The 14,426-nt window shown below is 36.0% G+C and carries 15 protein-coding genes; 13 read left to right on the forward strand and 2 right to left on the reverse strand.

What is annotated here, in order from left to right:
• The first annotated feature begins 93 nt into the window (after positions 1–93).
• From HHT355_RS03790 to HHT355_RS03820, 7 genes are all read left to right on the forward strand, one after another.
• Positions 94–369, forward strand: coding sequence for a hypothetical protein (locus tag HHT355_RS03790; RefSeq protein ID WP_146039166.1), 276 nt, complete (start codon positions 94–96; stop codon positions 367–369).
• A complete protein-coding gene (locus tag HHT355_RS13720) occupies positions 363–503 on the forward strand; it encodes a hypothetical protein (RefSeq protein ID WP_199179148.1) in 141 nt (46 codons plus the stop codon). Before HHT355_RS03790 ends, HHT355_RS13720 begins: the two co-directional genes overlap by 7 nt.
• Before the next feature lie 31 nt (positions 504–534).
• Entirely contained in the window at positions 535–1,005 is a 471-nt protein-coding gene (locus HHT355_RS03800; RefSeq protein WP_103202099.1) for a GNAT family N-acetyltransferase, read from the forward strand.
• A gap of 400 nt (positions 1,006–1,405) precedes the next feature.
• The gene (locus HHT355_RS03805) at positions 1,406–2,386 is read left to right on the forward strand and encodes an aminopeptidase (protein WP_158245880.1); all 981 of its coding nucleotides are present in this window, start codon (positions 1,406–1,408) and stop codon (positions 2,384–2,386) included.
• Between the two features lie 58 nt (positions 2,387–2,444).
• Positions 2,445–2,804 carry a hypothetical protein gene (locus tag HHT355_RS03810; protein ID WP_103202101.1) on the forward strand — a complete coding sequence of 120 codons (360 nt, stop codon included), beginning with the start codon at positions 2,445–2,447 and terminating at the stop codon, positions 2,802–2,804.
• A gap of 81 nt (positions 2,805–2,885) precedes the next feature.
• The gene (locus HHT355_RS03815) at positions 2,886–3,437 is read left to right on the forward strand and encodes a DUF2087 domain-containing protein (RefSeq protein WP_103202102.1); all 552 of its coding nucleotides are present in this window, start codon (positions 2,886–2,888) and stop codon (positions 3,435–3,437) included.
• A 386-nt stretch (positions 3,438–3,823) separates the two neighbouring features.
• Positions 3,824–4,654 (forward strand): S66 family peptidase, encoded by an 831-nt coding sequence (locus HHT355_RS03820; protein ID WP_103202103.1) that lies wholly within the window; start codon positions 3,824–3,826, stop codon positions 4,652–4,654.
• Positions 4,655–4,855: 201 nt separating this feature from the next.
• Here HHT355_RS03820 and HHT355_RS13585 read toward each other — a convergent pair whose 3' ends face one another.
• Positions 4,856–5,005: a hypothetical protein gene (locus tag HHT355_RS13585; protein WP_158245881.1), complete on the reverse strand. Its 150-nt coding sequence runs from the start codon at positions 5,003–5,005 to the stop codon at positions 4,856–4,858.
• 155 nt (positions 5,006–5,160) lie between these two features.
• On the opposite strand from HHT355_RS13585, the gene HHT355_RS03825 reads away from it, so the two are divergent.
• From HHT355_RS03825 to HHT355_RS03840, 4 genes are all read left to right on the forward strand, one after another.
• On the forward strand, positions 5,161–5,778 hold the full coding sequence (locus HHT355_RS03825; RefSeq protein WP_103202104.1) for a helix-turn-helix domain-containing protein: 618 nt from the start codon (positions 5,161–5,163) through the stop codon (positions 5,776–5,778).
• A 176-nt stretch (positions 5,779–5,954) separates the two neighbouring features.
• The gene (locus HHT355_RS03830) at positions 5,955–6,824 is read left to right on the forward strand and encodes an SDR family oxidoreductase (RefSeq protein WP_103202105.1); all 870 of its coding nucleotides are present in this window, start codon (positions 5,955–5,957) and stop codon (positions 6,822–6,824) included.
• Positions 6,825–7,184: 360 nt separating this feature from the next.
• Complete coding sequence (locus tag HHT355_RS03835) at positions 7,185–8,309, forward strand: radical SAM protein (protein WP_103202106.1); 1,125 nt, start codon at positions 7,185–7,187, stop codon at positions 8,307–8,309.
• A 219-nt stretch (positions 8,310–8,528) separates the two neighbouring features.
• Positions 8,529–10,457, forward strand: coding sequence for a 5'-nucleotidase C-terminal domain-containing protein (locus HHT355_RS03840; protein ID WP_103202107.1), 1,929 nt, complete (start codon positions 8,529–8,531; stop codon positions 10,455–10,457).
• A 184-nt stretch (positions 10,458–10,641) separates the two neighbouring features.
• On the opposite strand, the gene HHT355_RS03845 is transcribed toward HHT355_RS03840, so the two are convergent.
• Positions 10,642–11,130 (reverse strand): hypothetical protein, encoded by a 489-nt coding sequence (locus HHT355_RS03845; protein ID WP_103202108.1) that lies wholly within the window; start codon positions 11,128–11,130, stop codon positions 10,642–10,644.
• A 301-nt stretch (positions 11,131–11,431) separates the two neighbouring features.
• Between HHT355_RS03845 and cooS the strand changes: the two genes are divergently transcribed.
• Complete coding sequence (gene cooS / locus HHT355_RS03850) at positions 11,432–13,414, forward strand: anaerobic carbon-monoxide dehydrogenase catalytic subunit (protein WP_334293587.1); 1,983 nt, start codon at positions 11,432–11,434, stop codon at positions 13,412–13,414.
• A 27-nt stretch (positions 13,415–13,441) separates the two neighbouring features.
• A complete protein-coding gene (locus HHT355_RS03855; protein ID WP_103202110.1) occupies positions 13,442–14,425 on the forward strand; it encodes an ABC transporter substrate-binding protein in 984 nt (327 codons plus the stop codon).
• Position 14,426 lies beyond the last annotated feature (1 nt).

The following is a 14,426-nucleotide window of genomic DNA, read 5'->3' on the forward strand; positions in this document are numbered from 1 at the left end:
AAAAGTTTGTATGGGGTACTGAAGAGAGTCTGGCTTTTTATACATTTATTTTTAGAAGATCAAAGAAAAATAATAATTGATAAAATATATGGAATGCTGAATAAAAATGGAGTAGCGTATTTTATTACATCTTCGGACCAGGACGAGGATTACAGGAAAGGAAAAGCTATTGGCGATCACTTAATCGTTAATGAAAGAGGCGTCATGAAATATTACTACAATGAGGACAGTATCAAAAAAGAATTTCAGATATTTGACAGAATAGAGATAAATACTTTTTCTGAAATGCACACCCATGATTATTTACATGAGCATATCAATTATGTAATAAAATGTATAAAACAGGGGGATAAGATCCAGCGATGTTAAAAGAAATGAATGTCGGAGCCATTGTAGCAAATGATTTTGCTAGGATATTTTACCGTAATGTAATTAATTTGGGAATTTTGGTCCAACAAATAGAAGCAGCATGCGCTAAAGAACAAAGCAAAAAGATTTTCTAATTGCAATACTAGAGATTAAGGAGTTATAGAGATGAATGTAAGTATAATTGAAGTAAAAGATTCTATTATGAAATCTCAGTTTGCCAAGGAAATTTTGAGGAGTTTGCCGGAGTGGTTCGGTAATGAGAAAGCTCTGAATGATTACGCAGAGGGAGTCGCAAGCCTGCCCTTTTGGATTGCATTAAATAGTGATGAAAAGTGCATAGGTTTTATTTCAATAAAGACACAATATGGACGTACCGGTGATATTTATGTTTTGGGAGTATTACCTGAGTATCACAGAAGAGGCGTAGGAAGATTACTGGTGTCTAAAGCAGAAGAATATTTAAGATCTAATAATTACAAATACATAATTGTAAAAACTTTAAGTGATATCGTGGAATATGAACCATACGAGAAAACAAGAAAATTTTATAAAGGTATTGGTTTTGAAGAATTAATAACTTTAACTGAAATGTGGGATTCTGAAAATCCATGCCTGATAATGATTAAAGTATTATGAAAAATATAGATTATAATCATTCAGACCATGTAAAACTTAAGGCAGTACGCTGATTTTAGCAATATGATATTACATTTGAGCTACAATATTTTTTATAATTAACATATAGTTTCAAGCAAAAGAGAAAAATACTTTGAACTATAAGAATTTCGGAAGTTAACCTGAATTTGAAGGTTACTGCCGGAATTTTTTTATTGACAGTTTTAAGATGGATGAAAATGACTAAAGACAAAAACATCCGATTAAAATTTAATTGTATTATTAAACACCTCAAAACAAAACCGGATATTTAATTAGATGTATATAAAAATATATTGACAAAAATTATTTTTATGATAATATATAAGCATAATTGTTTAGATGAATATAAAAATAAATATATATGAAAGAGGGAAACCCGATGGAAAAAAGAATTATTGAGAAGATGGTAAAAGCAATGAATTTTGAGAAGAACGAAGTGGTTTTCATCAACTTCTGGGGTACGGCTGATGAGCTTTCATATCTTTATGATTTCGAAAATGCTATGAAGAATGAAGGGGTTACAGTAAAGGCATTAGCAATTACAGATGAATTTATTCTAGAAGAGGTTGGTGGAAAAGAGGCACCGCTTCCTGAGAGCTGGTTTGATAGGTATGATGAAGCTGAATCGGTTGTGGATATAATTTCGCGCCCTCCGGGTATGCCGCCACAGGGACTTGCAAAGGAAAAGATACCGCTTTTTGGTGAATTCTTAAGAGGCATATTTAAAAAAGCTTCCTCAAAGAAAAAATTTATTCAGGTTACCATGCCTTCAAGAACCAATGCTATGATGGCAGGGATGGATTATGAAAAGTACCGTGACAGAATTATTAAAGCACTTGACATTGATTATGATGAACTAAGAAAGAATTGTGAGAAGAAAATTTCGGAATATAGAGGTGACAAAAGAATAATCAAAACAGGGGAAAATTGCATACTTACTATGGAAACAACCGGACGAAAATGGTTTATTGATGCCGGTGATGGAGCTTTCCCTTGCGGAGAAATTTTTATCGCACCTCTTGAAGATAAAAGCAACGGCTCAATTTTCTTTGAAACATTTGCTGCAGAGGGTGTGGGTGTATTTAAGAATGTCACTCTTTTTGTAGAGGCGGGCCGTGTTGTTTCATCCGACTGTGATAAGTTCAATGAATTTTTAAAGACACTGCCTGAGGGAGGCAATGTAGTTGCAGAGCTTGGTATAGGTATGAATCCGAATGTTGACTGTATAGAAGGAGATTCAGCACTTGATGAAAATGCTTTAGGTACATTCCATATAGCAATCGGAATGAACCATCTTTTTGGTGGTGTAAATGAGTGCCCGTTTCACATGGACTTTGTTACAACCGGTGAGATATTATAATTACTTACAGTTGAAAAATCAGATGTATAAATTAAAATAGAAGAAAGAAGGTAAATACATGAAAACAGTTATAGAAAATATGAATAAGTTTTTGGAGCAGAGAAAGGCGGAAGTTCTTGAAGAAGCTGCGAGGCTAATTGCTGACGAAAGAAAAGATGAGAGTAACTTTTTAAAAGCTAAGGCTAACATCTACGATGTTTTCAAGGCTTTGCTTGGTGCTTCTTCTAAAGCCTGTAATGATAAGAATGCATTTTATGCTGATTTTAAAAAGAGGGCGGAAACAGTACCTGCCGTATGGAGAAAATCCCTTGAGGAAGCTTCAAGACATGGAGATACTAAAAAAGTTCTTACAGAAGAAGCAAAGCTATCTGCAGCAGATGAGATTATTGCAAAGTTTGATGAACTTATAAAAATGTAACTAGAATTTCAGAATTAATTATGCTTCTATAGTGCTAATACAATTGGAATATGCGCATGCGCAGGAATGGAGATGATAATTATGACAGAGACAGAAGCTATTAGCTTATTTAAATGCCTTGCCGATAAATCAAGATTACAAATACTTAAGTCCCTGATTCAGGAAGAAATGTATGTCGAAAGGCTGGCTGAAAGACTGAATCTTTCGCCTGCAACGATTTCGTTTCATCTTAAAAAGCTTGAAACAGCAGGGGCGGTTATGTCACGAAAAGATCAGTATTATACAATGTATTCAATCAATGAAGACATCTTTAAGTTGCCTATAATTGAAATACTGAAGGAAAAATCGGAAGAACTTGATAAGCAGGCAGAACGTGATGCACAATATCGTAAGAAGGTTATAGATTCATTTTTCCAATACGGAAAATTAAAGAGTATTCCAAGCCAGAGGAAGAAAAAGCGTATTGTCCTTGAAGAAATAGCAAAGTCTTTTGAGGCAGGAAAAGAATACACAGAGCGTGAGGTGAATCTCATCATAGCGGATTACCATGATGATTTCTGCACAATCAGGCGTGATATGATTTCAGAAGGAATTCTTGAGAGAGAAAACATGATATACAAGAAGGTACTATAATTATTTTATAATGTGATGACAACTGTTTATAAGGTAATAAAATTTACTTATTATCTTAATATTAAAGGCTTCCTGACTATCTATCAATTAATAATAGTTGGATGCCTTTTTATTTTAATCTTTTTTACTGAATTTTTTCTCTTGTTAATTTATCCATAAGTGTTCTATTATTTAGTTAACCATGATATTTTATAAACTTTTTTATTTTTATGTAAAACCTTATATTGTCAACATACAAATGTTTGGATTCACTTATAATGTCAATATACAAATGTATGCTAATCAAAAGAATGATATGTTAGTTGAATTTAAATTACAAAATTTAAAGTATATGTAATACATCGATGTAATTACCAGAAAAAATAATACGTTGTGGGAGAGCGAGTATGAAGACAGTGGGTATTGTTGCCTGCTCCAACGGACAAAAGGCGGAATTTATTAATCAAAATGAAGAATTAATCAATTATTTGCAATCGATTGGGAGCAAGGTTGTTCTAAGCAATTGTATCTATGAAAAAAACGGATTCTTTTCCGGTACTGCAAAAGAACGTGCCGGTGAGTTGATGAAAATGTTCAATAATACGGATGTTGAAGAAATATATGATATTTCAGGTGGTGATCTGGCAAATCAGATACTGGATGAACTGGATTACACAGAAATTAAGAAAAGTAAAGCGATTTTTTGGGGTTACAGTGACCTTACAACTGTAATTAATGCAATATTTTCACAGACAGGTAAATGCAGCGTGTTGTATCAGGTTAAGCATTTGGTATGTGGTAAATTTACTGAAAAGCAAAGGTATAGATTTGAAAACAGAAAAGAACTGTTTAATCCATCGTTCATAATGGTTCAGGGGCAATCTATGGAAGGAATTGTAGTAGGAGGAAACATCCGATGTTTTTTGAAATTGGCAGGGACAAAGTATTTTCCTGATCTAAAAAACAAGCTTTTATTATTGGAGGCATACAGAGGAAAAGTGCCTCAGATGACTACCTGCTTAGCTCAGCTAAAGCAAATGGGAGCTTTTGAACAGATAAAAGGTATTATACTCGGAACATTTACTGAGATGGAAGAAAATAATTGTGTTCCGGATATTGTTACTCTTGTTAAAGAGTTTGCTGGTGGTGAAATTCCGATTGCCAAAACGCAGGATATTGGTCATGGAAGTGACTCAAAAGCAATAATAATCGGAGAAAGACTAATAATAAAGAGTTAAACTGACTGTATTATTTCAGAAATACATGATTGCAGGTCAATTTCATGACATTATATCAATGGATAACTCTTAGTATATTAATCGGACACCTGTACTTTCACAAGACAGTTACTCTTAAAATCAATAAAGTGAAGATTAATTTATCAGTTAATCTTCACTTTAATTTATATCAGTAAATTATAAACCAGATAAGGAAACCTATTATTTTTTATTCTTGTTTACAGATTTGGTATCGTTAGTGTTAGCTGATGATGTAGTATTTTTTTTAGGGTATTCATGATTGTCAATGACTGTATTACCGTTTCCATCGCCTTTCTTTTTGTTACTGGTATTCATTTCTCTGTTGCTCATAGGCATACTCCTTTCTCAATTTATTACAAAATTATTGTTTACAAAAAATAATGGAGTATGCATAGCACCTGTAAGTTGCGAAAAAGCACTTAAAAATTGGTGGAAAATAAATGATTTATTACCTATTATTAATTAAAAATATGGAGGTGATAATTATGAAACTGTCTGAGAAAATAGTGGAACTTCGCAAAGCAAATGGTATGACCCAGGAGCAACTTGCTGAATTATGTAATGTAAGCAGGCAGTCCATATCAAAATGGGAAGCTGATATAGCTTTACCGGAAGTAGATAAATTATTAATTTTAGGAAAAATCTTTCATGTATCAATGGATGTTTTATTAAAAGACGAATTAACGTTAGGTGAGGTCAAAGAGGCGAGTTCCTGCGGCAACTCTGCTGTAAAAGCAAAGAAACATGAAGTGTATGAAGGTATATTGATAAAAGAAAGCATAACCGATGACAGCATCATTGATCTTCTTAATATTCATCAAATTGAACTTTGGAATACAGGAGGAAAACCAAAATATTGGACTGCTCTTTTTTTCACAACTGATATAAAAGGCTTTCCTGAAAAAATATCAAAAGTAATGATTTCAGATCCGGATAAAGGCGGAAACTGGTTTGTAGATTTTAAGGAAGGAAACGTAAAGTATATTGTGTTCAAAGATAAGATATTAAAATATAAAATCGGAAATCAGGCAGAAAAAGATTATGTATGTAATGAATGCCGAAAAATGGGTATACCGGATGAAGAGATGAAATGGCCCGAATAAGTGAAGAGGATATAAAATTATTGGAGTAATGCCTGATGCAAACGGAAAAGGAAAACCGGATATTTATTTGGGCAAACGTCTATGGCAGCAGTAAGCAGAAATGAAGCAGGCTGTTATTTGTATGATTATATTTTATATATGGAATACTATTCTAAAAAAAGAAAGGATAGTAAACCATGAACGAAAAGGATATGTATACAGCAGAAGAAATAAAAGCCCAAAAACAGCCTGTACCTGGAAAAGAAAGCAGGATGGACCCTGAACCGATTTATGATAATCCTGAAAAGAAAGGCACGGGCAGATTAAAAAATAAGACTGCCATCATCACGGGAGGGGACAGCGGAATTGGCAGGGCTGTTGCCGTTGCATATGCTAAAGAAGGCTGCAATGTAGTTATTGTATACAATATTGCTGATGATGATGCCAATGAAACAAAGAAAACAGTGGAAACTTATGGTGCAAAAGCATTATTGATTAAAGGCGATATTGGGGTTAGCAGCTTTTGTGATGAAATAGTTGATAGAACTCTGGAAGAGTTTAAAAGTATTGATATATTGGTAAACAATGCTGCTGAACAACATATTCAAAAATCCATAGAGGATATTACAGATGAACAACTGTTAAGAACGTTTAAGACCAATATCTTTTCAATGTTCTACTTAACCAGAGCAGCATTGCCACATATGAAAGAGGGCAGTGTAATCATTAATACAGGTTCGGTAACAGCATTTAAAGGAAATCCGGAATTACTGGATTATTCCGCCACAAAAGGAGCTGTAACGGCATTTACAAGATCATTGGCTTTGAATTTAGCAGACAGAAAAATCAGAGTAAATCAAGTTGCACCCGGTCCAATCTGGACACCTCTTATTGTATCTACTCTTGATAAGAGCGCTGTCAAAAACTTTGGCATAGATACGCCGCTTCAAAGGCCGGGACAACCGGTTGAACTGGCAGAAGCTTACGTTTATCTGGCATCCTCCGATTCATCTTATATGACAGGGCAGACTATTCATATCAACGGAGGAACGATTATTAACGGATAAGATTATACTAAACATCAAAAAAGATTTTACAAATCGGACCAACTTTACTAACAGGATCTTCTTACTTTGGCATAGCACAATATGATATTTGGAGTATACATTTAAAACCTTAAGAGTGTAAAAATAATAATTGGATTAATATAAGATGGTGCTGTAGAAGAATTATATTCTTCTGTAGCACTATTTTTTTATTAGCACTTTGCGTGATATGAAAAAAATGATATTATGATATGGTCAAATGATTAGTATCGCAATACATACAAAACTTAGTGTGATGACAATAGTCTATATAAAAAGTAATTTTTAATTAAACCAGATGAATATACCGGTAATAATATATTAGCAAGAGGAGGATAAAAATTGAAAATTTCAAAAAAAGATGCGCTTTTATGGTTTGAATTTTTTTCAATGCTGCCGGAAGATGAGGAGCTTATGGTAAAGCAGCAGGAAATAGTATACGCTACCTTTGCCCAAATCGAAGCAGCAGTTGAGCATAGAATTAATAAGCTGATGTCGGAAATTAAGGGCCTTAAGACTTTGGAAAACAGAACGTATTTTGTGGGAGATGAAAGTAAATTCTCAAATGGATGCCGTTCATGCCTTTTGGGAACCGGTTTAAGTGCCATCAGAAAAACAAATAAATGCAACTTAAGGTGTAAGTTCTGCTATAACTATGGTGAACTGGATGACATTCCTCCGGTTGGAGAAGGTATGTGGGAGATTGGCGGTACAAGGTTTTACGAGAAGGATATTGATTTATTGCTTTCCATTTACCCAAAACCGTCAGGCGTTTCCTATGTTTATTTAGAGCCGTTTATGGAAATTGAAGAATATTATCCGGTGATTAGGAAATTTAACAAGGCAAATGTTCATCAGCATCTGTATACGAACGGACTATTGGCTACGGAGGAATCACTGAAAGCATTGGGAGAAGCAGGCCTTGATGAAATACGTTTCAACCTGGCTGCTTCAGGATGTTCCGATAAGGTTATAGAAAATATCGGGATAGCCAAGAAATATATTAAAAGTGTTGGCATTGAATCTCCGATGAGTCCTGAGTTTTTTGAAAGCTTTTTAAATAAAAAGCAGGCTATTCTTGATGCAAAACCGGACTTTATAAACCTTGCTGAACTGCATCTGAATGAAAACAACATTGGAAACTATTTTGGTGAAAACATGTATATTTCAAGGCATGGATATATCTCTCCGGTTTGGAGCAGGGAGTTATCTTTAAAGTTAATGAAAATTGCCGATGAAGAAAAGTGGGATTTAGCAGTACATGACTGCTCTAATTATACAAAATTTGCCCGGGGATTAAATCTGGGCAGCAAAGAAGGCAAGTGGTTCGGAGCAAGCAATTACGGCTGCGAATTTTCCAGAATACCATATGAGGTATTTCTTCCGATACTGCGTGATGACAGTTTTGAATTTTTATGTGAAGAAGAATTACCGGATGGCTACAAGCCGGGAGAAATGTTTTTTTAGACAGTTCTCTGACTATCGGAATTTAAGATCGAGGCTTAAATAGCAATTTTTCATTCTTTTATTTGAATGATTTCGGATTTTTTGAAAAATTATTTTGGTATTAAGATACAATTATCACTAAAATTAAAGATAGCAAATTTACATAACACTACCTTCTGATGTATAATTAGGATATCAGTAAAAATATTTACTGAAATACATAATATTAGGAGGGTGTACATGAAAAACTTATATGAAAGACTTAAGGGCAAGTTAAGTAAAATTTTTGCTCTTGTTTTAGCTTTATTGCTTGTCCTGGGTCTACGGGGGACTATTGTTTTGGCTGAAGAAGTAACTGAAGATTTAAGCGGCAAATTGGTTATCCTTCATACTAACGATACCCATGGCGGTGACGTAGCTGAGGAAGGTGTATCAATCGGAACAGCAGGCGTTGCCCAGCTTGTTAAGGACTTCGAGGCAAGAGGAGCCGAAGTTTTATTGGTATCAGCCGGTGATGCCATACAGGGAGATCCTTTAGTTAACCTCAATATGGGGCTTAACGCTATCATGTTTATGAATGAGGCAGGTTATGACCTTATGGTTCCCGGCAATCATGAATTTGACTTCGGTTTTGACAATCTTAAGGAACTTGAACAGAAAGCCAAATTCCCGATTATTTCAGCCAATATACTGGATAAGGAAACCGGAGAGCCTGTATTTAAAGAAAATATGATTATTGAAACCAAAGCAGGCAAAATCGGTATATTCGGATTAACTACACCGGAAACTTATACCAAGGCTAATCCGAAAAACGTTGCTTCTCTTAAATTCCTTGCAGATGAGGAACTTTATGAATGCGCAAGGCAACAGGTTAAGAAGTTAACTGAAGCCGGAGCGGATTATATTATTTGTGTGGCCCACCTTGGAATTGACGTTGAAAGTGAACCTAACAGATCAACTGACGTAATTAAAAATGTTGACGGAATAGATGTTGTTATAGACGGACACAGTCACAGTGTCATTGAAGGGGACAAGTATGGCAATACAGTATTAGTGTCAGCAGGAACTAAGCTTAGCCATGTCGGTGCTGTAACAATAAACAAAGACGGAATTACTGCAAAACTTATAACGGCAAGCGAGTACAGCAGCGTTGACAGTTCGGTATATAAATCAATCGTTATAGAAGCTGCAAGAATTAATGAAATGCTTTCCGATAAATTTGCCACAACAGAAGTATTTTTAGACGGCAACAGAGAACCCGGTGTAAGAACAAAGGAAACAAACCTGGGTGACTTTGCAGCAGATGCTATCCTTTGGGCTGCAAACAATGCAGTCGGAGGTGGGGTAGACCTTGCTATAACAAATGGTGGCGGAATACGTGCTTCAATAGAAATCGGTGATGTAACGATGAAAGACATGAAGACAGTATTCCCGTTCGGCAATACTGTTGCTATAGTAAAGGTTACCGGAGCACAGTTGTTAGAATTACTGGAAGCTTCAACCTGCAGTACCCCTGTAGCCATTGGAGCATTCCCTCAGGTATCCGGAATTGAATTTACAATTGATACCACTGTACCTTATGTAAACGGTAAACAGTATCCGGATTCAACTTATTTTGCACCTGCTAATCCGGGAGCCCGTATTAAGAATGTAAAGGTGAACGGTAAAGACCTTGATCTTGATAAGACTTACACCTTAGCAACTAATGACTTCCTTGCAGCAGGCGGAGATACATACTATCTGTTAAAGAATCTGAGCAGCTACAATACAGGTGTAGCACTGGAAGATGCACTGATTAATTATACATCTGAAGTTCTTAATGGCGTAATCAGCAAAGAGATGTACGGAGCTCCTAAGGGACGCATCACCATTCTGACCGAATCTGTTGCAGACGAACCTAAAGCAGAAGAGAAAGAAGAAGTTATCGAAGAAGAACTTAAGGAAGAAGGCGCTGAAAAGCCTGAAACTGTAGATAAAGCCGAAGCTGCAAAAGAGGTTAAAGAAAAATATATTTATTATACCGTAGTTAAAGGTGATTGCCTCTGGAAGATTGCAAGAAAGCATCTTGGAAGCGGTGCCAGATATACGGAAATTTATGAGCTTAATAAGGATATTATAAAATCACCTGACAGAATTTACATAGGACAGGTTATTAAGATACCTGCATAATTGAATAGCGATTTACATTTAGTTCTATAAAAGTTAAAAACGCACCTTTGCACCAAATGCAAAGGTGTGTTTTTAATTTGCAATGTTTGCACTTTTGGATAAAATTATGAAGCCTAGATTTTCTGCTTAATATTATTATCGCTGATATACAGCTAGCAATATAGCTGCATCTATAGCTTTATTTTTATTGTTTTGATATATTACGATGTGTAATGACTACAAAAAAGTATTCGTAAATTAAATCATCTAATTCACACCTTAAGTGCAAGCCCCTATATTTATCACCACTTAAATTAGATTCGTAAATTTCAGCCGAAGTTGAGCCTAAAGTAAAAGAATAGATGTTATTATTTTCATCAACAGTTACTAATTCTTTAGCGTCAGCAGCACCATATAAATTTCTTCCATCAGTAGGATTAATATAATGATCATACAGAGTGACTTTATTTGGTTTTAAGCCACCTAAGTTAATATCAATTGATTCATCTTTTGTCATTACTATAAGGTCTGCTTCTTTATCTATAAGAGTTTTGAAAACTTCAGCAATCTGATCAGATTCTAAATCTTTTTCTCGATCTATTTCTCTATCTATGCTTATGCATTTGTAATTAATTGATTTATCTCCACTTAATATAGTTATTTTTTCAAAAGATTCATTTATATTTTTTTCCATGAACATCCGTTAGTTATTATAAGCATAAGAAGAATAAGATAAACGGCAAATTTCTTTTTATTAAAATCAATCACCTCTCATTTAAGAAAGTCATATCTATTATATCATAACTGTAAGATTTTGAAAATCCAGACTTTAGCCAATTAATCTGATAAAACATATATGAATAGTGTAAAATTTTTCTTGACTGTAGCGCATATTTATATATAATTATTTATAATTAAACATATATGATATATATGATTTATTTGATAAGTATGCAATAAGTCGAGGTGTTCATATGAATTATTTAAGAAAAATCATGTATCACCATAGCCATTTTGACGGGCCAGGCAGTCATCATGGGATAAATACTTTTAATGACTATAACGAAGCCGTAAACGAATATAAGAAAAGCTTTCCATCAAAAGCCGATGTAATGGAAAATACACCTGACTACGCAGTCAGGGAAATGCTTGGGTATATGGAGAAAATGGGGTGTGAAACCTGTTTTGACCGTTTTGACAGTCAAAAGCCCCACTGCAATTTTGGAATAGCAGGTGTCTGCTGCAGGAATTGCAACATTGGCCCCTGCAGGATTACAAAAAAAAGTCCCAGGGGAGTTTGCGGTGCCGATGCAGACCTGATTGTTGCAAGAAATCTTTTAAGATGGGTAGCGGCAGGTGTGGCAGCCCATGGGGCAAGAGGCCGTGAAATTATGCTGGCTCTTAAGGCAGCAGGAGAAGGAGTTTTAAATATACCCATTGCAGGAACAGAAAAGCTGAAAAAATCAGCAGCTCAGCTTGGCATTGACACAGAAGGAAAGTCTGCCAATGAATTGGCGGTGGAAGTAGCTGATATTCTTCTTGAAGATTTATCAAGAACTGTTCCGGGAAAGCATAAAACCCTGAATGCTTTTGCGACAAGAGAAAGAATTGAAAAGTGGAAGGACCTGGACATTCTCCCTATCGGAGCTTATCATGAAGTGTTTGAAGCACTACACAGGACAACTACTGGAACCGATGGGGACTGGAAAAATATAATGAAGCAATTTCTTAGATGCGGATTGGCTTTTGCCTGGAGCAGTGTATTAGGGTCATCAATAGCTATGGACAGTTTATTTGGCTTACCTGCAAGAAGTACAGTAAAAGCAAACCTGGGTGCCCTTAAGGAGGGTTATGTCAATATAGCCGTTCATGGGCACTCACCCTTATTGGTAAGCGAAATTGTAAAGCAAGGAAGAAGCAAAAAATACATAGAACTGGCAAAGAAAAAAGGAGCTCTAGGTATACAGTTTTACGGAATATGCTGTTCCGGCCTTTCGGCTATGTACAGGTACGGGGGAGTTATTCCGTTATCAAATGCAATCGGGGCTGAAATTGTTTTGGGAACAGGAGCACTTGATCTGTGGGTTGCGGATGTTCAGGATGTGTTCCCTTCAATTATGGATGTGGCAAAATGTTTTAAAACGACTGTTGTGACTACCAGTGATTCCGGAAGATTACCGGGGGCAGAATTCTACGGCTATGACCATCATCATTCAAATATAAGCCAGACTGAAGAATTAGCAAAGAAAATTATTGAAAGAGCCATTGAAAGTTTTGAAGACAGAAGAGATGTTCCGGTTTTCATCCCGCAGTATGAAGTAGATGCGGAAATTGGATTTTCCCTGGAATATGCCATCCACCGTTTCGGCAGTATAAATGTAATTGCAGATGCATTAAAAAGCGGAAAAATCCGGGGTGTTGTAAATTTAGTCGGATGCAACAATCCCAGAGTCATGTATGAAAAAGCAATTATAGACGTAGCCCAAAAACTGATTGAAAACAATATTTTAGTTTTAACAAACGGTTGTGCCTCTTTCCCTCTTTTGAAACTGGGATACTGTAGCAAGCGGGTGCTTGAAAAAACCGGCAGTAAACTGAAGAAATTTTTAGAGCCTGATTTGCCGCCTGTATGGCATATGGGTGAATGCCTGGACAACGCCAGGGCGTCTGCTTTCTTTAAAGCTCTTTCCGATGCCGCAGGAAAAGATATAAAGAATATGCCGTTTGCTTTTGCCAGCCCCGAATGGTCCAATGAAAAAGGGGTTGCGGCAGCGTTAGGTTTCAGGCTCCTTGGCATAAACTCCTACCACTGCGTATATCCGCCGGTACAGGGATCTCAAAATGTAATGAAGTTTTTATTTGAAGATACGAATAAAACGCTGGGATCAGTAATGGTAGTAGAATTAGACCCTATTAAGCTTGCAGACAGGATAATATCCGATATTGACAGCAAAAGGAAAGCTCTCTTGTGGGACTAACTTGGTTAACTAAAAGGAGGAAATGAAATGGGCAAATATAAATATATTTTGATTATTTTAACTTTTATTATTATAGCTTTTTCCGGATGCGGCAGAAAGGAAAATTTTACTGAAACATCTCAAAATGTGGTAAAAAAAGAGTCAGAGATTAAAACAATAAAGATTGCTTATATACCTATTACTCATGCACTTCCCCTTTACATAGAAAATGAAGTGGTAAATAAAAATCCCGGCAATTTTAAGCTTGAACTTGTTAAATTCGGCTCATGGCCTGAGTTGGCGGAAGCATTGAATGCAGGCAAGGTTGACGGAGCTTCCATGCTGATAGAATTGGCTGTAAAGGCAAAGGAGCAGGGAATTGATTTAAAGGCAGTTGCATTGGGGCATAGAGACGGGAATGTGGTGGTTGTATCAAAAGACATAAGCAAAGCGGAAGACTTGAGAGGAAAAAACTTTGCTATTCCAAGCAAGCTTTCCACCCATAATATTCTCTTACATATCATGCTTAAAAACAGCGGCTTGACATACGCTGATGTGAATGTTGTTGAACTGCCGCCTCCGGAAATGCCTGCAGCCTTGGCCGAAGGCAGAATATCCGGGTATTCTGTTGCAGAGCCTTTTGGGGCTCAGGCTGTGGCTGCCGGAAAAGGAAAGACATTGTTTGAATCCCATGAACTTTGGGAAGGTTCCCTTTGCTGTGGCCTTGTACTTAGAAATGACTTTATACAAAACTATCCGGACCTAGCACAGGATTTCATTAAGGAATATGTGAATGCCGGGCTAAAAGCTGAGTTAAATGACGAGGAAGTCAAAGAAATTATATCAAAGTTTCTGAAAGCAGAATCCGAGGTTCTTGATTTGTCTCTTCAGTGGATATCATATGAGAATCTTAGACTGGAAGAAGAGGAATATAATGAGCTTGCACAGTATATGGTGGAAACGGAGCAGTCCCAAAATCCTCCTAAGTACAGCGACTTTGTAGACAATTCGTTAATAGACAGGGTGAAATAAT

The organism is Herbinix hemicellulosilytica (assembly GCF_002904165.1).
GTDB classification, from domain to species: domain Bacteria; phylum Bacillota; class Clostridia; order Lachnospirales; family Lachnospiraceae; genus Mobilitalea; species Mobilitalea hemicellulosilytica.